We start from the raw sequence: 20,544 nt of genomic DNA, 5'->3' as shown, positions 1-20,544 counted from the left end.
GGGCGGTCCGGGGGGACCGGCGCCCGGGGGTCACGGGACCCGCCGGCTAACCGGCGTGCCCGAGGTCGCGGAACCGCCCGATGCGGACGGTCCTGCCGGTCACGGTCCAGCCCTCGCGGGCCATCCGGCCGACGGTCTCGACGAGCAGGCCGCGCTCGACGGTCTTGATGCGCTCGTGCAGCGTGTGCTCGTCGTCGCCGTCGTAGACGCGGACGGCCTCCTGGGCGATGATCGGCCCGGTGTCCACCCCGGCGTCGGCGAGCATCACGGTGCAGCCGGTGACCCGCACGCCGTGGGCGAGGGCGTCGCGGACCCCGTGCGCCCCGGGGAAGGAGGGCAGCAGCGCCGGGTGGGTGTTGAGCACGGGGAAGGCGTCCAGCGTCGGGGCCCCGAGGATCTTCATGAACCCCGCGCAGACGACCAGGTCGGGCTTGTACTCGGCGATCTTCTCTGCGATCGCCAGATCCCACGCCTCACGGGTCGGGTGGTCGGGGACGCGTTCGACGAAGGTCGGCACCCCGGCGCGCTCCGCGCGGGACAGTCCCTCGATGCCCTCACGATCGGCGCCCACCGCCACGATCCGGGCGCCGTAGCCCTCATTCGCCACAGCGTCCAGCAGGGCCTGTAGGTTGGTTCCTGAGCCGGACACGAGAACCACAAGCCGAACGGCCTGGGATGACACCGACGCACTCCATTCGGACGGGGACTCACGCCGGTGCAAGGGTATCGGCCCCCCGGCTCACGTGACGCAAGGAGGTCCTGCAGGTGACGACACCGGTCCAGCTACGGCCCGCCGAGGGTGCGGGACGGCGGGCGTTGTGGCTGGCGTTCGCGGCGGTCGTGCTGACGTTCGTCCTCCCCCTGGCGGGGGTGGTCATGTCGCTGTTCGCACTCGTCGTCTCGATCCGTGCGATCCCCACGCTCAAGCTGGTCTCGAAACCCACCGGCGCGGCCGTCGCGGGGATCGTCCTGTCGTCGCTGGCGCTCCTGGTCTCGCTCTCGGTGACGGCGCTGCAGTTCTACCTCAGCGACGAGCTGTCCGCCTACGCCGAGTGCAAGATCGGGGCGGGTACGGTCACCGCCCAGAACGAGTGCGTGGAGCGGCTGGAGCGGGCCATGGAGAAGCGGTTCCCGTTCGTGGAGCCCGGAAGCCTCGAGTTCCCGTTCCCTCCCTGATCCCCGCTCCCTCCCTCGTCCTCGCTCCCTCCCCGGCTCTCACTCCTCGCCGCCGTCCGGTGCGCGGCCGGCGGTGAGGCCGGGTTCCGCACCGGCGGTGAGGCTAGCCGCCGCACCGGTGGTGAGGCCGGGCGCCGCATCGGCGATCCGCTGCCGCATCGACCGCCTCTCCAGGGCCTCCAGCGCCTCGTCGAGGATCCGGCTCAACGGGAACGACAGCTCTGCTTCGAGGGCGGCGGCCGCGGCGGCGGTGGCCGCCCACTCCGCCTCCAGCGTCGGCACGAGCGACTCGGCCTTCGGCGTGAGCCCGACGATCCTCTGGCGTGCGTCCTCACCCGGCGCGAGGGAGACCAGCCCGTCCCTGGCCATCTGGGCCACGGTCTGGCTCGCCGCGGAGTGCGTGACCCCGATGGCGCGCGCCAGGTCGCGGATCGAGCGGGGCCCTGAGGCGGCCAGCACCCTGACGACCGGGGTGAACCGGGGGCGGAAATGCGCCAGTCCGAGATCGGCGTAGACGGCGGCGACGTCCCCGTCCAGCAGTTCGAGCAGATGACGCAGTCGCGTCCCGAGAATCGCGGGACCGCGGGGAGGGACTTCCATGGTTAAAATATAACAGCACTGTTAGATCTGACGGAGGGAACCCGTGCCATGGCCAGCCCCCATCCCCCGATCGAGCCCTACGACCACGGCATGCTCGACACCGGTGACGGCAACCTCGTCTACTGGGAGGTCTGCGGCAACCCGGACGGCAAGCCCGCCCTCGTCGTCCACGGTGGTCCGGGAGGGGGATGCTCAGCCGGCCAACGGCGGACCTTCGACCCCGAGCGCTACCGGATCGTCCTGTTCGACCAGCGCGGCTGCGGGCGCAGCACGCCGCACGCGAGCGATCCCGCGACCGACATGAGCCTCAACACCACCGAGCACCTGCTCTCCGACATGGAGCTGCTCCGCGAGCACCTGGGCATCGACCGCTGGCTGCTGTACGGCGGCTCGTGGGGATCCACCCTGATCCTCGCCTACGCCGAGCGCCACCCCGAGCGGGTCTCGGAGATCGTCATCCCCGCCGTCACCACGACCCGGCGCTCGGAGATCGACTGGCTCTACCGGGGCGTCGGGCGCTTCTTCCCCGAGCAGTGGGACCGGTTCCGGGCCGGCGTCCCCGAGGCCGACCGCGACGGCGACCTCGTCGCGGCCTACGCGCGGCTCATGGAGCACCCCGACCCGGACGTCCGGGCGAAGGCCGCCATCGACTGGACGACCTGGGAGGACGCGGTGATCTCCCTGGAGTCGAACGGCACGCCGGGCGCCTATGGCGACCAGCCGCCGGACGACCTGCTGGCGTTCGTCCGGATCTGCGCGCACTACTTCGCCCACGGGGCATGGCTGGAGGAGGGCGCGCTGCTGCGCGACGCGGGGCGGCTGGCCGGGATCCCGGGCGTCCTGATCCACGGCCGCCACGACATGGGATCCCCGGTCGGCACCGCCTGGGAGCTGGCCCGCGCCTGGCCCGACGCGGAGCTGATCGTCATCGAGGACTCGGGGCACACCGGCAGCGACGCGATGCGCGACGCGATCCTCGCCGCGACCGACCGGTTCGCCGGGCGGTGACACCCGGCCGGGGTCAGTCGCGGTCCCAGGCGTAGGGGTCGAGATAGATGACGTGGCCGCCCTTGTCGTCGGTCTCGTCGACGATGTCGCGCCGGGGCGGCCGGGGTTCCTCGGGGCGGGGACGCGGGGCCTTACCGGAGGTCTTGCCCCGGGCCTCCGCCGCGGCCGAGGCGTGCTCGTCCTCCCAGTCGTCCCGGATGACCGGGATCGGCTGGGTGTCGCACTCGGTGGCGTCCAGCCAGTGACCGGGAAGCACCCGCGAGTCGCCCGCCTCGGCGAAACCGGCCTTGCTCGCCACCGACCCGGCGGCCTTGGCCAGCTTGACGCCCGCCTTGCGGACCGGGGCCGTGGCCGTGCCGACCTTGGCGGCGGCCTTGACGACGGCGGGGTGCTGGCCCCGGAACATGAGCCACCAGTTGGCCAGCCCCGCCGAGATCCCGGCGGCGACGCCGGTCTCCAGCGTCACCGAGAGCATGACCTCCCACCCGGACGGGCCCATCGCGGCGAGCCTGGACCCGCCGAGCGAGCCCCCGGACAGCGCCGCCAGCAGCCCGGCCACGCAACCGGTCGCGATGCCGCAGGCGAACCCCCACAGGGGCGCCCCCTCGTATGAGGGCGAGGGGGCGACCCGGACGAGCACGACGCCTCCCACCGCGCCGGCCACGAACGGCACCGCTATCACCGCCATCACCCAGGCCGGGGTGGGCCCCGCCTCCGGGAGCGCGCCCAGGATGGGCAGGCTCGGCACCGTGCCCAGCTGCACACCGGTCGGGGCGACCAGCGTGCCGGTGCCGACGGCGAAGCCCGGCCCGGCGATGTAGGCCATCCCCCAGATGAACGCGTTGAGCAGGTAGAGCCCCTGGACCAGCAGGAGCAGCAGGCCCCCGACGAACCCCGGCGCCAGCACGTCGGTCAGCTGCCGCACCTGGTCGAAGCCCACCACGACGGCCCCGAGCACCAGGGCGGCGCCCGCGGCAAGCATGACTCCCGTCGCGGCGGCCGTACCGGCCACGACCGACCGGGTGCGCTCCGGCAGCAGGCGCACCATCGACCGCCACGGCCCGATCACCCTGACGGTGCCCAGCGCGCCGGCCAGGAAGCCCAGCGCGAAATGACTGATCAGCACGTCACCCAGGAACGGCTGGGTGATCTCGTTGCGGGCGACGAAGGTGATCCCCCCGGCCAGCAGCGCGTACGGCGCCGCCAGCGAGACTCCCGCCTGCCCGACCAGGACGAGCTGGGCCCTGCGGCGGGCCGTGGCCTCGTCCTTCGGGCTGTCCTTGGGGAGCCGGGCGGGCATCCGCAGCCGCAGGTCGGCGTCCCGGGCCATCCAGATCCCGGCGCGGTAGAGCAGGAACGTGGGCAGGATCATCAATCCGAGCGGGATCAGCCCGACCGACCCGCCGGGGATCGCGAACCCGGCGTGGTGGGCCGCCAGCCAGAGCTGCGCCGCGGTGCGGAACACCCCGGGCAGGCCGGGGCCGAGCGCGTCGCGGGGCGCGGCGATCCAGCCGATCAGGGTGAGCGTGGTGAGCACCGCCAGGCCGACGCCGAGCGTCCAGACCGCGGCGAGCACCCCGGAGACGGGGAGCGGGCGGCGGACGTCGTCGTCACCTGCGACTCCGGACAGGGGGATACGGCGCAGGACGGTACGGGGAGCCGTCCGGAGCTGGTCGAGAAGGGCCGTCACAATACTCGATGGTCTCAGGATCTTGCGCGTGAACGGGCCCTCATCGGCCCGCGTGTCGCGGGACGCCTCCGGAAACCATCCCATTCACCGCCGAAACCAGCACCTCTTCCGAACCGGCACCGCTCCCCGCCACCGGGCAATCCGCCCCGTAGACGACAGTGCCGGTACGGCGAGCGCCGTACCGGCCTTCCCGGCGCCCACCGTACGGCGGGCAGCCGGTGAACGTCCGCAACCGCTCAGGTGCGCCTGGCGGCTGCCAGACGACCCCCGGCGGGACCGCGTGATCCCGCTAGCGGGACTGCATGATCTCGCGCATGAGGCGGGCGGTCTCGCTGGGCGTCTTGCCGACCCGCACCCCGACCTTCTCCAGCGCCTCCTTCTTGGCCTGCGCGGTACCGGCCGAACCCGACACGATCGCCCCGGCGTGCCCCATCGTCTTGCCCTCCGGCGCGGTGAACCCGGCCACGTAGGCCACCACCGGCTTGGAGACGTGCTTTTCGATGTAGGCCGCGGCCCGCTCCTCGGCGTCCCCGCCGATCTCCCCGATCATCACGATCGCATCGGTGCCCGGGTCGTCCTGGAAGGCGGCCAGCGCATCGATGTGCGTGGTGCCGATCACCGGGTCGCCGCCGATGCCCACCGCGGTGGAGAAGCCGAAGTCGCGCAGCTCGTACATCAGCTGGTAGGTCAGCGTGCCCGACTTCGACACCAGCCCGATGCGCCCGGCGCTGGTGATGTCGGCCGGGATGATGCCGGCGTTGGAGGCGCCCGGCGAGGCGATGCCCGGGCAGTTGGGACCGATGATGCGGGTGGCGTTGCCCTTCTCGGCCGCGTAGGCCCAGAACTCGGTGGTGTCGTGCACCGGCACGCCCTCGGTGATCACCACGCACAGCGGGATGGCGGCGTCGATGGCCTCCTTGACCGCGTCCTTGGTGAAGGCCGGCGGCACGAACACCACCGACACATCGGCGCCGGTGGCGGCCATGGCCTCGGCCACGGTGGCGAAGACCGGCAGGCCCTCGTGGGTGGTGCCGGCCTTGCGGGCGTTGACCCCGCCGACCACCTTGGCCCCGGAGGCCAGCATCCGGCGGGTGTGCTTGGTGCCCTCCCCGCCGGTCATCCCCTGAACAATGATCTTGCTGTTCTCGGTCAGCCAGATAGCCATTACGCACCTACCGCAGCGAGCTCGGCGGCACGCTTGGCCGCGTCGTCCATCGTGTCGACCAGCTCGACGCCGGGAAGCTTGGCGTCGGCCAGGATCTGCCGCCCGAGGAGGGCGTTGTTGCCGTCCAGCCGGACGACGAGGGGGCGAGTGATCGCCTCGCCGCGGCTCTCCAGAAGCTGGAAGGCCGAGACGATGCCGTTGGCGACCGCGTCGCAGGCGGTGATGCCGCCGAAGACGTTGACGAAGATCGACTTCACCGACGGGTCGGACAAGATGATCTCCAGGCCGGCCGCCATGACCTCGGCCGAGGCGCCGCCGCCGATGTCCAGGAAGTTCGCGGGCTTGGGCTGCCCGGGGAACGCCTCACCGGCGTAGGCGACGACGTCCAGAGTGGACATGACCAGGCCCGCGCCGTTGCCGATGATGCCGACGTTGCCGTCGAGCTTGACGTAGTTGAGGTCCTTGGCCTTGGCCGCGGCCTCCAGCGGGTCCTCGGCGGCCTTGTCCGCGTAGGCCTCGTGCTCGGGCTGGCGGAAGGAGGCGTTGTCGTCCAGGGTGACCTTGCCGTCGAGGGCCTTCACCTGGCCGTCGGCGGACAGGATCATCGGGTTGACCTCGACCAGGGTGGCGTCCTCGTCGACGAAGGCGGCCCAGAGCTTCTCGATCAGCTCGGCGGCGCCCTCGATCGACCGCTCCGGCAGGCCGCCGGCCACCGCGATCTCGCGGGCCTTGGCGCGGTCGACACCGGTGATCGGGGAGACCGGGACCTTCGCGACCTTCTCCGGGGTGTTGTGCGCGACCTCTTCGATGTCCATGCCGCCCGCGGCGGAGCAGATCGCGAGGAAGGTGCGGTTGGCGCGGTCGAGCAGGAAGGAGAAGTAGTACTCCTCCGCGATGTTGCTCGCCTCCTCGATCAGGACCTTGTGGACCGTGTGGCCCTTGATGTCCATCCCGAGGATGTCGGTGGCCTTGCGCTCGGCGTCGGCGGCGTCGTCGGCGACCTTCACGCCGCCCGCCTTGCCGCGGCCACCGGTCTTGACCTGGGCCTTGACGACGACACGGCCGGTCAGCTCCTCGGCTGCCGCGCGTGCCTCCTCCACGGTGTGCGCGACGATGCCGCGCGGCACCGGGATGCCGTACTCCGCGAAGAGCTCCTTCGCCTGATGTTCGAACAGGTCCACGAGGGTCCGTCCTTGCTTGTCCGGCTGATGTACAGATGTCGGCGGGCCGGCTCCGCTGTCCGAGAGGGAGCTCGGCGATTTTTGCGCCACTGAAGCCTAGTCCCCCTCGGAACCCGGGATGGTCACCGGGGCCCAGGTCGTGTGGCGCAATCCCGCCCCCGGCCTTCGTCCGGCTCTGGATTCGACCAACGGTGCCCGGTATCGGGCGTTACACCCGCGCCGGGACGGCGCCGCGCACCCAGTCGACGATCTCCTGTGTGGTCGCCCCGGGAGTGAAGATCCGGGCGACGCCCATCGCCTCCAGCTCCGGGATGTCGGCCTCCGGGATGATCCCGCCGCCGAACACCACGATGTCCTCCGCGTCCTGCTCCTTCAGCAGCTCGATCACCTTGGCGAAGAGCGTCATGTGGGCCCCCGACAGGATGGACAGGCCGACCGCGGCGGCGTCCTCCTGGATCGCGGTGCGCACCACCTGCTCGGGCGTCTGGTGCAGGCCGGTGTAGACGACCTCCATCCCGGCGTCCCGCAGCGCCCTCGCCACGATCTTCACGCCCCGGTCGTGCCCGTCCAGCCCGGGTTTGGCGATGACGACACGGATCCTCGACACGGCATCCATAGACAGACCTCCTCGTCTGCGGCCCACTCGCGAAGCAGCGGTTGCCCGCAGCGTAACCGGCCGGGCCCCCCGGAGCACCAGCCGTACGGCTCACACGTGCGCAAAGCGGAGAGGCGGAGTTGTCAGCCCGGGGTGTAGCCCCGTGCGCCGCGGTGGCCTAGGTTGGCTGATCTTGACCCCTGGTGAGGGAGATCCCGATGAGGCGGTGGGCCACTCTGGTCACGGCGGTACTGGTCGGTTCGGTGCTGCCGGCGGGGACGGCGCAGGCGATGGGGACGGCGCAGGCGCCGCCGTCCCCGGTGACGAAGCTGAAGCAGCAGTTCTCCGAGCACGTGGGACTGCGCATCTCGGATGTCGGCCGGGTCTACAAGGACGGCAAGGCGGTCGTCACCATCTGGCGCAGGGGCAAGGTGGAGTTCGGCGCCTCCGGGGTGTACGCCACCGACACCACGGGGCGCACGGAGGCGGGGCACGGAGCGATCAAGGAGTTCGAGAACCTGACCGGGGTGGGCGTCGGCTCGACGCGGGTGATCTGCTTCCCCAACGAGGCGTACCTGTCCGGGCCCGGTTACGAGACGTGGCTGCCCGAGGGCAAGCACTGGCTCGGACTGATCGGCCCGGAGAACATCAAGCAGACCGCGACGTTCCCGCAGATCGTGAACATCTTCGAGCCGGCCACCCTCGGAACCCTGCTCTCCCACGCCGCGGTGAAGCGCAAGATCGGTTCCGGCACCTATCTCCAGGGCGCCGTGTCCCTGCGCACCCTCTACAAGGTCTCCCCCTCGCTCCGCGACCGGCTCGCCGGGCCGCCCAAGGGGAAGAGCGCCCGGATCCCGGTCGGCTTCCGGCTCTGGCTGGACCGCTCGAACCTGGTCCGCCGCCTGTCGACCACCTGGAAGCAGCCCGCCGGAAAGACGCCCACGACCACGGTCGTGCACACCCGCTACACCGCCTGGGGTTCCACCGTCGCCCTCACGCCCCCGCCCCCGGAGGACACCGCCGACGCGGGCCGGGTCGGCGACGACTTCTCCCCGCCTCCCACGCTCCCGATCGGCTGACCGGTGATTCACCCGGCTGACCGGCGATTCTGAAATTCTGCACGGAAAATTCATATCGATTCACAACAAATCCCCGTTTCTGAGATTCAACCGTGATCTTCAATCACGAAGATCTTCGGGTCCCTCCCACACGGGGTGGAGGGAATACCCGGGAGAATCCCATGAAACGATTCGCCGCCGTTCTGGCCTGCGCCGCAGCCGCAGCCGCCCTGACCGGCCCGCTGTCCGTCCCGGCCGCCCACGCGCAGGCCCCTGACCCGCTCAAAGCGCTGAAGGGCCAGCTCGTCACCGGCCGGGGCGTCACGTTCACCGATGTCACGAAGGTCATCCAGGGCGGCGAAAGCCAGATTTTCGCCCGCCGCAAGGGCTCCCTGCAGTTCGGCCGTTCCGGGATTTCCGCGATCGACATGACCGGGCGCCTGAACGTGTCCGACGACGTCAAAGAGCTCCTGCCGGAGCTCGCCAAACTGGGCAGGCCCGAGCGGATCCTCTGGGTGAAGAACGTCTCCTACCTCTCCGGAGGGCTCTTCGGCGAGTCCATGCCGGAGGGCAAGAAGTGGCTCCGGACGCCCGGCCTGGCGTTCGGCGTCGTCGGGATGTCCGGCCAGTCGGTCAACGCCGCCGAACCCGCGACGCTCAAGGCGCTCCTCACCCGCGCCACGACCAAGCGCCCGACCTCGTACGCCGGGAAGATCACCTTCGGTGAGCTGTACAAGGTCTCGCCCTGGTTCCGTGCCTCCCTCGGCGAGAAGCCGACCGCCAAGGAGGCCAAGACCGTGATCACCTGGAAGCTGGCCCTGGGCTCCGGGCGGCTCCCGGCCCGGTTGACGGCCACCCACTCCGGGGACGCGACCGGCATGAAGGGCTCGACCATCACGATGGACACCCGCTACACCGGATGGGGTTCCGAGGTCACGGTGAAGGCGCCCCCCGCCGACGAGATCGCCCGTCCCGAAGAACTTGAGAACGCCGACAGTGAGTAGCCCGGAAATATCAGGAACTACGGAAGAATCTCCTCACTTCTCCGCGACGGTGCGGAGGCAGCGAACCCGTAGGAGGACCCCCCGATGAGGCGGATGATCGCCACTCTGACCGGTGCCGCGGCGGCGGCACTGATCGTTCCCGCGCTGGTGGCCGCGGCCCCGGCGAGCGCGCGCACCGCACCGGCCGACCCGGTGTCCGCGCTGAAGAGCCAGTTCACCGCCCACCGCGGGGTCAAGCTTGACGAGCAGGGCAAGCTGATCGGCGAGGGGAAGAACGACCGGGTGATCCTCAGCCGGCGCGCAGGAGTGCTGGAGTTCGGCCGCAAGGGCGTGGTCGCCTCGGATCTGACCAGCACCTTCAGGCTGCCCAGCGCCGACAGGGAACTCGCCGAGGAGTTCAAGAACCTGTTCGCCCCCACCCGCGTGATCACGGTGAAGGGCTTCTCCTACACCTCCGGCGCGTTCTACGGCGACGCCCTGCCCGAGGGCAAGAAGTGGGTGCGCACCCGGGCCGGCCTGGTCTCCCCGGGCAGCCCGGCCCAGCAGATGGTCAACCCCCTCGAACCCGCCACGCTGAAGGCGGTCCTGGCGCGCACGATCTCCAAGCGCCCCGGCGGGACGTGGGACGGCACCCGGACCGTCGTCCACTCGGGCATGATCACCCTGGGTGAGCTGTACAAGGTCTCCCCCACGGTCCGCGCGCTGCTGGGCGCCAAGCCCTCGGCCAAGTCCGCCATTCTCCCGGTGAACTGGCAGCTCTACATCGGCTCCGACCAGCTCGTACGGCGCGCCGTGTCCTCCTGGACACAGTCCATGCGGGGCCTGACCAGCCTCGACCTCACCTACCTCAACGACAGCCGCTACTCCGGCTGGGGTGCGAAGTCCGCCATCAAGGCCCCGCCCGCCTCCCAGGTGGCCGACATCGACGAGCTCGACTTCGAGGCCGGCGGCGAGGACCCCTTCGCCCGCCTCCTGACGACCGAGAACTGACCGGTCACCGGCCGGTCCCGCCACCGGATCGCTCCCGGTGGCGGGACCGGCGGTGGGACCGGCGGCAGGGCCGGCGGCACGGCCGGGGCAGCACGTCGCTCCCGGCGGCGAGGCCGGTGGGCGCCTGCTGACACCGGGGGCGATCGAGAGCATCATGCGTCCATGAACACGAAGCGGTGGACCGCCGATCGCATCCCCGACCAGACCGGCAGGACGTTCATCGTGACCGGGGCCAACAGCGGCCTCGGCTACGCGACAGCGCGCGAGCTCGCCGGACGCGGCGCACACGTGATCATGGCGGTGCGCGACGAGGCGAAGGGCCGGCAGGCGGTCAAGGAGATCGAGGCGGGCGCCGGTCGCCCCGTCAGCCTCGAACTGCGCCGGGTGGACCTCGCCGATCTCGACTCCGTCAGGGAGTTCGCCGAGGCGCTCCGCGCCGACGGGGTGGGCGTCGACGTTCTGGTCAACAACGCCGGCATCATGATGCCGCCCCGGTCGCTGAGCCCCCAGGGGCACGAGAGCCAGTTCGCCGCCAACCACCTGGGGCACTTCGCGCTCACCGGCCTGCTGCTCGACGTGATCGCGGCCGGCCGGGACCCCCGGGTGGTCACGGTCAGCTCGACCATGCACAGACTCGGCAGGATCCACTACGACGACCTGACCGGGGCGCGTTCCTACTCACCCGTCGCCTTCTACGCGCAGTCGAAGTTCGCCAACGTGCTCTTCGCCCTGGAGCTGGACCGCCGGCTCAGGGCCGCCGGATCACCGGTGCGCAGCCTGCTGGCGCACCCCGGCTACTCCGACACCAACCTGCAGACCGCCGGCAGGACCGGGCTGATGAAGTCGATCATGAGCCTCGGCAACCGGCTCTACGCCCAGCACGCGGACGTCGGGGCGCTCTGCCAGCTCTACGCGGCGACCGACCCCGGCGCCCTCGGCGGCCAGTACATCGGCCCGGACGGCTGGTTCGAGAACCGGGGGCACCCGAAGGTCGTGCAACCGGTCAGGGCCGCCACCGACCCCGCCGACGCCCGCCGGCTGTGGGAGCTGTCGGAGAAGCTCACCGGCGTGCACTACGGCCTGCCGGAAGCCGCGTAGCGACCGGCGCCTCCGAAGCCGCCCTCCGGGATCCGGGACGGCAGGCGATCCCCCGTCCTCCGGGATCCGGGACGGCGGGCGATCCTCCGCCCTCCGGGACCGGAGATCCGCCGCGGGGAGCGGATGTCAGAGCTTCTCCAGGGGGGCGTAGGCGAGCACCAGGGTCTTCGCTCCGTCGCTCCCGAAGTCGATCTTGGCGTTGCCGCCGTCCACCGAGATGACCGTGCCCAGGCCGAACTGGTCGTGGGTGACGCGGTCTCCCGGCTTCAGGCTGGGGATCTGGCGGCCTCCGGCCTTCTTGCGCGCGGGAGCCGTACGGGACGGGTCGCGGCGGGCGGTCGCGGCGGTCCAGGCGTTCTTGCGCGGGTCGCTGCGCCAGTCGACCAGGTCGGACGGGATCTCCGAGACGAACCGGGAGGCGGGGTTGAACGACGGCGCCCCCCACGAGCTGCGGACCGCCGCCCGCGACAGATAGAGGCGCCGCTCGGCCCGGGTGATGCCGACGTAGGCCAGGCGGCGTTCCTCCTCCAGCTCCTTCGGCTCGCCCATGGAGCGCATGTGGGGGAAGACGCCGTCCTCCATCGCGGTGAGGAACACCACCGGGAACTCCAGCCCCTTGGCGGTGTGCAGGGTCATCAGCGTCACGACGCCCTGTCCCCCCTCGGCCTCCGGGATCTGGTCGGCGTCGGCCACCAGCGAGATCTGCTCCAGGAACTCCACCAGGGTGCCCTCCGGGCTGGCCTCCTCGAACTCCGAGGCCACCGAGATCAGCTCGTCCAGGTTCTCCAGACGGCCCTCGTCCTGCGGATCCTCGGAGTTCTCCAGCTCCGCCCGGTAACCGGTGCGCACCAGCACCTCCTGGGCCAGCATCGACGGGGGCGTCTCGCCGGCCTTGGCGGTCAGCTCGTCCAGGAGCGCGACGAACTCCCTGATCGCGTTGACCGAGCGGGTGGCCATGCCCGGAGCCTCGTCCGCCCGGCGCAGCGCCTCGGCGAAGGGGATGCGCTCGCGGGCCGCGAACGCCTCCACCATCGCCTCGGCCCGGTCGCCGATGCCGCGCTTGGGCACGTTGAGGATCCGGCGCAGCGAGACCACGTCGCCCGGGTTGGCCAGCACCCGCAGGTAGGCCAGCAGGTCGCGGACCTCCTTGCGCTCGTAGAAGCGCACGCCGCCCACGACCTTGTAGGGCAGGCCGGTCCGGATGAAGGTCTCCTCGAAGACGCGGGAGGCGGCGTTGGTCCGGTAGAAGACGGCCACCTGACCGGGGGTGACGCCCTCCTCGTCGGCGAGCCGGTCGACCTCCTGGGCGACGAACATGGCCTCGTCGTGCTCGTCGTCGGCGACGTAGCCCACGATCTTCGGGCCCGCGCCCTGGTCGGACCAGAGGTTCTTGGGCTTGCGGTTCTCGTTGCGGGAGATCACCGCGTTGGCGGCCGTCAGGATCGTCTGGGTGGAGCGGTAGTTCTGCTCCAGCAGGATCGTCTTGGCGTTGGGGTAGTCGCGCTCGAACTCCAGGATGTTGCGGATCGTCGCGCCGCGGAAGGCGTAGATCGACTGGTCGGCGTCGCCCACCACGCACAGCTCCGCCGGGGCGACCCCGGCCGTGCCCTCCCTGACCAGGTCGCCGTCGGCGGTGCGCAGCTCGGGGGTGCCGACGAGCTCGCGGATCAGGGTGTACTGCGCGTGGTTGGTGTCCTGGTACTCGTCGACCAGGACGTGCCGCCAGCGGCGGCGGTAGTGCTCGGCCACGTCGGGGAAGATCTGCAGCAGCGTTACCGTGAGCATGATGAGGTCGTCGAAGTCCATCGCGCCGGCCTCGGTCAGCCGCTGCTGGTAGTTCTTGTAGGCCTCGGCGAGCGTGCGCTCCATGTGCGTGGACGCCCGGTCGGCGGCCGTCTCGTAGTCGATCAGCTCGTTCTTGAAGTTGCTGACCTGCGCGGAGAAGGAGCGCGGCGGGTAACGCTTGGGGTCGAGGTCCATCTCCCGGCAGACCATGGCCATCAGGCGCTGGGAGTCGGCCTGGTCGTAGATCGAGAAGCCGGAGGGGAAGCCCAGCCGGGCGGCCTCGCGGCGCAGGATCCGCACGCACGCGCTGTGGAAGGTCATCACCCACATCGCCGCCGAGCGCGGCCCGATGAGCTTGTCGACCCGCTCCTTCATCTCCTTGGCGGCCTTGTTGGTGAAGGTGATCGCCAGGATCTCCTGCGGTCGCGTGTCCCGCTCCGCCAGCAGGTAGGCGATGCGGTGGGTCAACACCCTCGTCTTGCCCGACCCCGCTCCCGCCACGATGAGCAGGGGGCTGCCGTGGTGGACGACGGCCTCGCGCTGCTGAGGGTTGAGCCCGTCGAGCAACGGGTGGGTCAGAGAAGCGGATGGGATCGACACGCCCCCTAGGTTAAGGCGGTTCACCGACAACCGGGTCCGGCCGGGGAAGGAATGTGGGCGGACTTTCCGTCGGTTATGACGGTTGATCAGGACGGCTGACCCAGAAGGAGCGCGCATGGTGTCCGAGAACGAGATCGATCGGGTGCTCGTGGTGACCGCGCACCCGGACGACGCCGACTTCGCCGCGGCGGGGACCGTCGCGCGTTTCACCGACAACGGCGTGAAGGTCGTCTACTGCGTCGTCACCGACGGTGACGCCGGCGGCTTCGACCGCGAACTGGACAACGGCGGGATGGCCGGGCTCAGGCGGGCCGAGCAGACGGCCGCCGCGGGCGTCGTGGGCGTGCACGAGCTGCGTTTCCTCGGCTACCGGGACGGGGTCGTGGAGCAGACCCTGGACCTGCGGCGGGACATCGCCCGGGTGATCCGCCAGGTCCGGCCGGACCTGGTGATCACTCACACCCCCGAGCGGAACTACTCCTTCATCGCGCCCAGCCACCCCGACCACCGCGCGGTCGGCGGCGCCACGCTCGACGCCGTCTACCCCGACGCGCGCAACCCCTACGCCTTCCCGGAGCTGCTGACGGAGGAGGGCCTGGAGGCGTGGACCGTCCCCGAGGTCTGGCTCAACGGGCACGAGACGCCGGACCACTTCGTGGACGTCACCGACACCTTCGACCGCAAGATCGCCGCCCTGCTGGCGCACACGAGCCAGACCTCCCACATCGAGGGCTTCGAGGACTTCGTCCGGTCCCGCTTCGCGCTCATGGCCGAGCGCGCCGGGTTCGGCGAGGGCCGTTACGCCGAGGCGTACAAGCGGGTCCCCACCGTCTGACCCCGCCGCCCGGCGGCACCGGGCCCGTAGGACATGCTCTTGTCCGTGAGTACCATCGCCGTCTCCCCCGTCACCGTCGCCGTCGTCGTCCTCATCGCCTTCGCGGGGGCCGCCGTCGCCCTCCTCGGCCGCCTGGGGCACGCGCGGGCCGTACTCACCGCCTGCCTGCGCGCCGCCGTCCAGCTCGGCGCGGTCTCGCTGATCATCGTGTGGGCCGTCGGGCGTCCGTTCGCGGTGGCGGCGTTCGTCCTGGTCATGTACGGCGTGGCGAGCCTGACGGCGGGACGCAGGATCACCTCGGGCCGGGCCGCCTGGTGGGCCGCCGTCCCCGTCGGAGCCGGCACCCTGCCGATCTTCCTGATCCTGGTCGCGACCGGGACCGTCCCGCCGGAGGGCATCGTCCTGATCCCGGTCGCCGGCATCCTGCTCGGGGGCTGCCTGACCGCCACGGCGCTCGCGGGCCGGCGGGCGGTGGACGAGCTGACCCAGCGGCGCGGCGAGGTCGAGGCGGCGCTCGCGCTGGGGTTCTCCGACCGGGACGCGGCTCTGGAGATCTGCCGCCCGGCGGCGGCGCACGCCCTGGTGCCCGCGCTGGACCAGACGAGGACCGTGGGGCTCGTCACCCTCCCGGGGGCGTTCGTGGGCATGCTCCTGGGCGGGGCCAGCCCCCTCCAGGCGGGGGTGGTGCAGCTCGTCGTACTGGTCGCCCTGCTGGCCGCCGAGGCGGTGGCCGTACTGCTCACGGTCGAACTGGTGGCGCGCGGCCGCCTGACGGAGGCCTCCCGCCCCTCGTGAACCGGAACCCCCTACGGGGTCCGTTCCGGCGTCTTCCCTCCGGCGTCCCCGTCACGCGGGGCGAGGCGGGCGAACAGGTAGCCGAGGGAGTTGGTGGCGAGGTGCAGGATCGCGGGCGCGGCCAGGCCGCCCCGGCGGCGCAGCTCGCAGAAGAGCACCCCGGCGAGCCCGGTGGAGACCACCGACCCGGCCACCACCCGGGGGACGTCCGGCGGGGACGCCTCCACGGAACCGTCCGCAGAGGCGTCCGCGGGACCGTCCGTGGAGCCGTCCGCGGGGCCCGCCTCCGCGGCGAGGGCGCTCAGCGCGGGGTTGGCGGCGGCCATGTCGATCGCGGGCAGCACATGCCAGAGGCCGAACAGCGCCGAGGAGACGGCGGTCGCCACGGGCGTCCCGTGAGAGCGGGCGAGCAGACCCTGCAGCACGCCGCGGAAGCCCACCTCCTCCAGCAGGACCGTACCGAACGGCACCTGGAGCAGGGCCTCCTCCAGCACGCGGGCGCGCGACAGGGACAGGGCGCGTTCGTCCCGGAAGAACCGGCGGGTGGCGGGGATCGCGATTCCGGCGGTGTAGGCGGCGGCCACGACCGCGGCCAGCGACCCGCCGATCCGCAGGCCGCGTGAGCCGTCCCGGAACCCCATCTCGGACCAGGAGAGCCCGGACCCGCGGGCCAGGGCGACCAGGGCTCCGGTGGCCGCGGCCGAGGTCAGCGGGGCCAGGCGCGGCGCGATGCGGTTGTTGAGCACGTTGGCCGCCGCCAGTACGGCGACCGCACCGGCGAGCGTCCCGCCCGCCGCTCCCCCCGCCGCTCCCTCCGTCGCCTCGCCCGCCGTCACGTCATTCCCCTCATCATTCCCCCTCATCATTCCCCCTCACCGGTCCCCCTCATCCCGCCGCCCGCTGCCGCCATCCCGCCGGAAAACGCAGGCCGCGCCGTTCCTGCACGGTGAGGCCGCCCCAGATCCCCTCCGGCTCGCCCGCCCGTACGGCGTAGGCCCGGCACTCGTCCAGCACCGGGCATCCCGCGCAGACCGCCTTGGCCCGCGCCTCCTGCTCCGCCGACGGCGAGAGCGGGAAGAACAGCTCGGGGTCGCTTCCCCGGCAGGCTCCCCGTACGGCCCAGCCGATCTCGCGGACCGTCCTCCGCATGGACATCACCCCCTGGTCGATCACCGGCCCTCAGACTAGGCTCCCGGGCGACCTGCGGCATCAGCCTTCCGGCGGATTCCCGGATCACCGTGGCGGCGTACACGGCGTGCGTCCGGCCCCACCCGATTCCGGCCGGTTCCGGCCGGTTCCGGCCTCCGGTCAGGGCAGGGGCCAGGCGTGGACGGGCTCGTTGGCGTGCATGTACTCCATGTAGAGCAGAGTCATGCGGCGCAGCGCCTCGTGCCGGCCGGACTCCTCCAGTGCGTCCACCGTCCTCATCTGCCACTCCGCCCCGGTCACGCCGGTCGTGCAGCGCCGCTCGACGATCCCGAGCAGCCGGTCTCTCGGCTCGGGATCCACCCCCCACAGGTCTAGTCCCTCGTAGGCGAGCGGGAGCAGGTGGCGCAGGACCAGCTCGGCGGCGGGCACCTCACCGAGCCCCGGCCAGTAGAGCCGGGCGTCCATCCCGCGGCGGGCGGCGATGTTCAGGTTGTCCTCGGCCGTCCCGAAGGTCATGCGCGTCCACACCGGGCGCTCGGCGTGCGGCAGCACGCGCATGAGGCCGTAGTAGAAGGCGGCGTTGGCGGCGATGTCCGCGACCGTCGGGCCGGCGGGCAGCACCCGGTTCTCCACGCGCAGGTGCGGGACCCCGTCCACGACCGCGTAGACCGGCCGGTTCCACCGGTAGATCGTCCCGTTGTGCAGGGTCAGCTCGTCGAGCTGCGGGACCGTGCCCCTGGCGAGATCCGCCTTCGGGTCGGTGTCCTCGCACAACGGCAGGAGCGTGGAGAAGTACCGGACGTTCTCCTCGAACAGGTCGAAGACCGAGGTGATCCACTGCTCGCCGAACCACACCCTCGGCCGCACCCCCTGGGCCTTCAGCTCGGCCGTACGGGTGTCCACGGCCTGCTGGAACAGCGGGATCCTCGTCTCGTGCCACAGCCGCCTGCCGAACATGAACGGCGAGTTGGCCGCGATCGCCACCTGCACGCCCGCGATGGCCTGCGCCGCGTTCCAGTGCGCGGCGAACGCCTCGGGACTGACCTGGAGGTGGAGCTGGGTGCTGGTGCAGCAGGCGGGGGCGATGCTGTCGGCGTAGGTGTCGAGGACCTCGTCCCCCTCGATGAACAGGTGCAGGTCCTCGCCCAGCGCCGCGAAGATCTGCTCGTTGAGGAGGCGGTAGCGGGGGTTGGCCGAGAGCGTGCCCTCGTTGAGGTCGCTCTCCCGCAGGGTCGGCAGGGTGCCGATCAGCAGGGTGTGCCCGCCGACCGTGCGCGCCCGCTCCTCGGCGCGGTTGAGCCGGTCGCGCACGCCCTTCTCCAGCCGTACGGCTCCGTCACCCTCCAGGGACTCCGGCACGACGTTGATCTCGACGTTGAACTGGCCCAGTTCGGTGGCCCAGTCGGGCTCGGCGATGGCCGCCAGCACCTCGGCGTTCTTCATGGCGGGCTCGCCGAGCTCGTCCACCAGATTGAGCTCGATCTCCAGCCCGGCCTTCGGACTCTCGAAGTCGAACCGGGAGTCGCGCAACATCTGCGCCAGGACGTCGAGGCATCGGCGGATCTTGTCCCGGTACCGCCGTCGATCCTCCCGGCTGAACACCATGGCAGGCACATCGCGACCCATGTCTCGCAGAGTCGCACAGGAGGCGCACGCCGTACAGAAGCGCCGTGGAGATATGAACGTCATCCCCGACGGCATCCCCGGGCCGAGGCTGCGGGCGCTACACCAGGCGGCGGGCGGTGGCCCAGCGGGAGAGTTCGTGGCGGTTGGAGAGCTGGAGCTTGCGCAGTACGGACGAGACGTGGGTCTCCACCGTCTTGACCGAGATGAACAGCTCCTTGGCGATCTCCTTGTAGGCGTAGCCCCGGGCGATCAGGCGCAGGACCTCGCGCTCGCGCTGGGTCAGGGAGTCGAGCTCGGGATCGATCGGCGGGGCCTCGCTGGAGGCGAAGGCGTCCAGCACGAACCCGGCCAGCCTCGGCGAGAAGACCGCGTCCCCCTCGGCCACCCGGCGGATCGCGTCGGTGAGCTCCCGGCCGCTGATGGTCTTGGTGACGTAGCCCCGGGCGCCGCCGCGGATCACGCCGATGACGTCCTCGGCGGCGTCGGAGACCGACAGCGCGAGGAAGCGGACCTGCGAGCCGGAGCCCAGGACGCGGCGGAGCACCTCCTGGCCTCCTCCGCCGGGCATGTGCACGTCGAGCAGGACCACGTCGGGCTGGAGCTCGGTGATCGTCTTCACCGCCGACTCCACGTCCTCGGCCTCGCCGATCACCTCGATGGAGTCGCCCAGCTCGGCGCGGACCCCCGAACGGAACAGCCGGTGGTCGTCGACGATCAGAACCTTGATGGCGCCCATGTGCTTCCTCACCGCTCCTCGTTCGCTTCACGCACGGCCCCGCCGCCCGGGACGTGTGCCCGCCCGCCGCCGCGCCGGGTCCGGCGGGGGCAGCGGGTCATGAGCTCTCCACCTTCATGGTCAGCATCACTTCCGTTCCCTCGCCGGGCTCGGTGCGCACGCGGGCGCTCCCCCCGTTCCGCTCCATCCTGCCGATGATCGACTGGCGGATGCCCATCCGGTCCTCCGGGACCGCGTCCATGTCGAAGCCGGCGCCCCGGTCCCGGACGAAGACGGTGACCTCGCCCGACTCCACCTCCGCGTAGACGGAGATGACCGACGCCCCGGAGTATTTCGCGGCGTTGACCATCGCCTGCCGGGCGGCGTGCATCATGGCGGACAGTTCCGGCGTCAACGGGCAGTCTCCCACGCAGACGATTTCGATCGGAACGCCGTGGGCGTCCTCCTCCTCGGCGGCGACCCGCCGCACGGCGGCGGCCACCGAGGCGTCGGCGTCCTGCTTCGGCTGGTAGAGCCAGTTGCGCAGCTCGCGCTCCTGGGAACGGGCGAGCCTCATCACCTCGCGGGAGTCGTGCGCGTTGCGCTGGATCAGCGTCAGCGTGTGCAGCACGGAGTCGTGCACGTGCGCGGCGAACTCCGCCCGCTCCTCCTGCCGGATGCGTTCGCGGCGCTCCCGCTGGAGCTCCTTCCACAGACCCGCCAGCCAGGGGGCCGCGATGAGCGCGACACCGCCCACGACCACGAGCGTGAACACGATGCCGGGGCGGGCCTTGCCCAGCTCGTTGTTGGCGGCGAGGAAACCGATCGCGCCGATGACCACGAGCACCAGGCCCGCGAACGTGCGGACCCGGTTCTTGCGGGCCTGCCCGACGGTCGAGTCCATCCAGCGCTGCCGCCGGTCCGGGTCGGCCTGCTGCCACAGGATCAGCGAGCCGATGCCGCCGACCGCGATCGGCCACGCGCCGAACCCCCCCGTCGAGGCCCCGGTGAGCCAGCCCAGGGCCAGCAGCGCCAGGCCGATCGCGGCGTAGGCGGCCACCTGGCTCCAGTCGCGCGCGGGCTCCCGGCCCTCGTACGGCGCGCGCGGCGTGAACATCCACAGCGCCGCGTAGACCACGCCGCCGACCCCGTCCAGCACGGTCAGCAGCACGAAGGCCAGGCGCAGCACGACCGGGTCGAGCCGGAGCTGGGCGGCGACGCCCTGCGCCACCCCGGCCACCAGCCGTCCCTCCACCGGCCTGATCAGCCGGGGGAAGTCGAGCGCCGTGGGGTCCACGGGGTCCGCGAGGGCCGTGGGCGCCGCGTCGGGGGAGGGCTTCTCCCCGACGGGCCCGCGCGGCATCTGTCGATCAGCCATCTTGTCCTAACTCGGATGAGTCGCGATGGTTTCATCGTCACACGGCGGCGCCGCCCGGTGCATCGGGAGTTCCCCTGGCCCGTCCCTGAGAGGCGC

General features: G+C 71.5%; 20 protein-coding genes. 8 read left to right on the top strand and 12 right to left on the bottom strand.

Annotated elements, in window-relative coordinates:
* Positions 1 to 46: 46 nt before the first annotated feature.
* On the bottom strand, positions 47 to 682 hold the full coding sequence (gene purN / locus IEZ08_RS22580; RefSeq protein ID WP_068921300.1) for a phosphoribosylglycinamide formyltransferase: 636 nt from the start codon (positions 680 to 682) through the stop codon (positions 47 to 49).
* Positions 683 to 765: 83 nt separating this feature from the next.
* On the opposite strand from purN, the gene IEZ08_RS22575 reads away from it, so the two are divergent.
* The gene (locus IEZ08_RS22575; RefSeq protein WP_068921299.1) at positions 766 to 1,176 is read left to right on the top strand and encodes a hypothetical protein; all 411 of its coding nucleotides are present in this window, start codon (positions 766 to 768) and stop codon (positions 1,174 to 1,176) included.
* 39 nt (positions 1,177 to 1,215) lie between these two features.
* Here IEZ08_RS22575 and IEZ08_RS22570 read toward each other — a convergent pair whose 3' ends face one another.
* Positions 1,216 to 1,776 carry a MarR family winged helix-turn-helix transcriptional regulator gene (locus tag IEZ08_RS22570; protein ID WP_084779561.1) on the bottom strand — a complete coding sequence of 187 codons (561 nt, stop codon included), beginning with the start codon at positions 1,774 to 1,776 and terminating at the stop codon, positions 1,216 to 1,218.
* 48 nt (positions 1,777 to 1,824) lie between these two features.
* Between IEZ08_RS22570 and pip the strand changes: the two genes are divergently transcribed.
* Positions 1,825 to 2,784, top strand: a complete 960-nt coding sequence (pip, locus tag IEZ08_RS22565) for a prolyl aminopeptidase (protein ID WP_068921298.1) — start codon at positions 1,825 to 1,827, stop codon at positions 2,782 to 2,784.
* Between the two features lie 13 nt (positions 2,785 to 2,797).
* On the opposite strand, the gene IEZ08_RS22560 is transcribed toward pip, so the two are convergent.
* The 4 genes from IEZ08_RS22560 to icmB form a co-directional block, all read right to left on the bottom strand.
* Positions 2,798 to 4,474 (bottom strand): cell division protein PerM, encoded by a 1,677-nt coding sequence (locus IEZ08_RS22560; protein ID WP_068921297.1) that lies wholly within the window; start codon positions 4,472 to 4,474, stop codon positions 2,798 to 2,800.
* 289 nt (positions 4,475 to 4,763) lie between these two features.
* The gene (gene sucD, locus IEZ08_RS22555) at positions 4,764 to 5,639 is read right to left on the bottom strand and encodes a succinate--CoA ligase subunit alpha (protein ID WP_068921296.1); all 876 of its coding nucleotides are present in this window, start codon (positions 5,637 to 5,639) and stop codon (positions 4,764 to 4,766) included.
* Positions 5,639 to 6,820 (bottom strand): ADP-forming succinate--CoA ligase subunit beta, encoded by a 1,182-nt coding sequence (gene sucC, locus IEZ08_RS22550; RefSeq protein ID WP_068921295.1) that lies wholly within the window; start codon positions 6,818 to 6,820, stop codon positions 5,639 to 5,641. The genes sucD and sucC overlap by 1 nt, the downstream gene beginning before the upstream one ends.
* Positions 6,821 to 7,028: 208 nt before the next feature.
* Entirely contained in the window at positions 7,029 to 7,436 is a 408-nt protein-coding gene (gene icmB, locus IEZ08_RS22545) for a coenzyme B12-dependent isobutyryl CoA mutase small subunit (RefSeq protein ID WP_068921294.1), read from the bottom strand.
* A 197-nt stretch (positions 7,437 to 7,633) separates the two neighbouring features.
* Between icmB and IEZ08_RS22540 the strand changes: the two genes are divergently transcribed.
* From IEZ08_RS22540 to IEZ08_RS22525, 4 genes are all read left to right on the top strand, one after another.
* On the top strand, positions 7,634 to 8,494 hold the full coding sequence (locus tag IEZ08_RS22540; RefSeq protein WP_068921293.1) for a hypothetical protein: 861 nt from the start codon (positions 7,634 to 7,636) through the stop codon (positions 8,492 to 8,494).
* Positions 8,495 to 8,655: 161 nt separating this feature from the next.
* Positions 8,656 to 9,477, top strand: coding sequence for a hypothetical protein (locus tag IEZ08_RS22535; RefSeq protein WP_189242838.1), 822 nt, complete (start codon positions 8,656 to 8,658; stop codon positions 9,475 to 9,477).
* Positions 9,478 to 9,561: 84 nt separating this feature from the next.
* Positions 9,562 to 10,467 (top strand): hypothetical protein, encoded by a 906-nt coding sequence (locus IEZ08_RS22530; protein ID WP_189242837.1) that lies wholly within the window; start codon positions 9,562 to 9,564, stop codon positions 10,465 to 10,467.
* A gap of 162 nt (positions 10,468 to 10,629) precedes the next feature.
* A complete protein-coding gene (locus tag IEZ08_RS22525) occupies positions 10,630 to 11,565 on the top strand; it encodes an oxidoreductase (protein ID WP_068921290.1) in 936 nt (311 codons plus the stop codon).
* 126 nt (positions 11,566 to 11,691) lie between these two features.
* Here IEZ08_RS22525 and pcrA read toward each other — a convergent pair whose 3' ends face one another.
* On the bottom strand, positions 11,692 to 13,944 hold the full coding sequence (pcrA, locus tag IEZ08_RS22520) for a DNA helicase PcrA (RefSeq protein ID WP_373294375.1): 2,253 nt from the start codon (positions 13,942 to 13,944) through the stop codon (positions 11,692 to 11,694).
* Between the two features lie 121 nt (positions 13,945 to 14,065).
* On the opposite strand from pcrA, the gene IEZ08_RS22515 reads away from it, so the two are divergent.
* Both IEZ08_RS22515 and IEZ08_RS22510 read left to right on the top strand, forming a co-directional pair.
* Positions 14,066 to 14,785 (top strand): PIG-L deacetylase family protein, encoded by a 720-nt coding sequence (locus IEZ08_RS22515; RefSeq protein WP_068921288.1) that lies wholly within the window; start codon positions 14,066 to 14,068, stop codon positions 14,783 to 14,785.
* Positions 14,786 to 14,830: 45 nt separating this feature from the next.
* Positions 14,831 to 15,580 carry an ABC transporter permease gene (locus tag IEZ08_RS22510; protein WP_203863451.1) on the top strand — a complete coding sequence of 250 codons (750 nt, stop codon included), beginning with the start codon at positions 14,831 to 14,833 and terminating at the stop codon, positions 15,578 to 15,580.
* 11 nt (positions 15,581 to 15,591) lie between these two features.
* Here IEZ08_RS22510 and IEZ08_RS22505 read toward each other — a convergent pair whose 3' ends face one another.
* From IEZ08_RS22505 to IEZ08_RS22485, 5 genes are all read right to left on the bottom strand, one after another.
* Entirely contained in the window at positions 15,592 to 16,416 is an 825-nt protein-coding gene (locus tag IEZ08_RS22505; RefSeq protein WP_068921286.1) for a CPBP family intramembrane glutamic endopeptidase, read from the bottom strand.
* 49 nt (positions 16,417 to 16,465) lie between these two features.
* Positions 16,466 to 16,729, bottom strand: coding sequence for a WhiB family transcriptional regulator (locus tag IEZ08_RS22500; protein ID WP_068928373.1), 264 nt, complete (start codon positions 16,727 to 16,729; stop codon positions 16,466 to 16,468).
* 159 nt (positions 16,730 to 16,888) lie between these two features.
* Positions 16,889 to 18,355: a glutamate-cysteine ligase family protein gene (locus IEZ08_RS22495; protein WP_068921285.1), complete on the bottom strand. Its 1,467-nt coding sequence runs from the start codon at positions 18,353 to 18,355 to the stop codon at positions 16,889 to 16,891.
* Positions 18,356 to 18,452: 97 nt separating this feature from the next.
* Positions 18,453 to 19,091, bottom strand: coding sequence for a response regulator (locus IEZ08_RS22490; RefSeq protein WP_068921284.1), 639 nt, complete (start codon positions 19,089 to 19,091; stop codon positions 18,453 to 18,455).
* Positions 19,092 to 19,188: 97 nt separating this feature from the next.
* Positions 19,189 to 20,448: an ATP-binding protein gene (locus IEZ08_RS22485; protein WP_373294374.1), complete on the bottom strand. Its 1,260-nt coding sequence runs from the start codon at positions 20,446 to 20,448 to the stop codon at positions 19,189 to 19,191.
* Between the last annotated feature and the right edge of the window lie 96 nt (positions 20,449 to 20,544).

It is taken from the genome of Planobispora rosea (assembly GCF_014648175.1).
Lineage (GTDB): Bacteria > Actinomycetota > Actinomycetes > Streptosporangiales > Streptosporangiaceae > Planobispora > Planobispora rosea.
This window is presented reverse-complemented; position numbering and strand designations above follow the sequence as displayed.

What these genes read in the sequence shown, in the direction of transcription:
- IEZ08_RS22570 (WP_084779561.1), bottom strand. Translation starts at nt 1,776, where the DNA reads ATGGAAGTCCCTCCCCGCGGTCCCGCGATTCTCGGGACGCGACTGCGT.
- pip (WP_068921298.1), top strand. Translation starts at nt 1,825, where the DNA reads ATGGCCAGCCCCCATCCCCCGATCGAGCCCTACGACCACGGCATGCTC.
- sucD (WP_068921296.1), bottom strand. Translation starts at nt 5,639, where the DNA reads ATGGCTATCTGGCTGACCGAGAACAGCAAGATCATTGTTCAGGGGATG.
- icmB (WP_068921294.1), bottom strand. Translation starts at nt 7,436, where the DNA reads ATGGATGCCGTGTCGAGGATCCGTGTCGTCATCGCCAAACCCGGGCTG.
- IEZ08_RS22540 (WP_068921293.1), top strand. Translation starts at nt 7,634, where the DNA reads ATGAGGCGGTGGGCCACTCTGGTCACGGCGGTACTGGTCGGTTCGGTG.
- IEZ08_RS22535 (WP_189242838.1), top strand. Translation starts at nt 8,656, where the DNA reads ATGAAACGATTCGCCGCCGTTCTGGCCTGCGCCGCAGCCGCAGCCGCC.
- IEZ08_RS22530 (WP_189242837.1), top strand. Translation starts at nt 9,562, where the DNA reads ATGAGGCGGATGATCGCCACTCTGACCGGTGCCGCGGCGGCGGCACTG.
- IEZ08_RS22525 (WP_068921290.1), top strand. Translation starts at nt 10,630, where the DNA reads ATGAACACGAAGCGGTGGACCGCCGATCGCATCCCCGACCAGACCGGC.
- IEZ08_RS22515 (WP_068921288.1), top strand. Translation starts at nt 14,066, where the DNA reads ATGGTGTCCGAGAACGAGATCGATCGGGTGCTCGTGGTGACCGCGCAC.
- IEZ08_RS22500 (WP_068928373.1), bottom strand. Translation starts at nt 16,729, where the DNA reads ATGCGGAGGACGGTCCGCGAGATCGGCTGGGCCGTACGGGGAGCCTGC.
- IEZ08_RS22495 (WP_068921285.1), bottom strand. Translation starts at nt 18,355, where the DNA reads ATGGGTCGCGATGTGCCTGCCATGGTGTTCAGCCGGGAGGATCGACGG.
- IEZ08_RS22490 (WP_068921284.1), bottom strand. Translation starts at nt 19,091, where the DNA reads ATGGGCGCCATCAAGGTTCTGATCGTCGACGACCACCGGCTGTTCCGT.
- IEZ08_RS22485 (WP_373294374.1), bottom strand. Translation starts at nt 20,448, where the DNA reads ATGGCTGATCGACAGATGCCGCGCGGGCCCGTCGGGGAGAAGCCCTCC.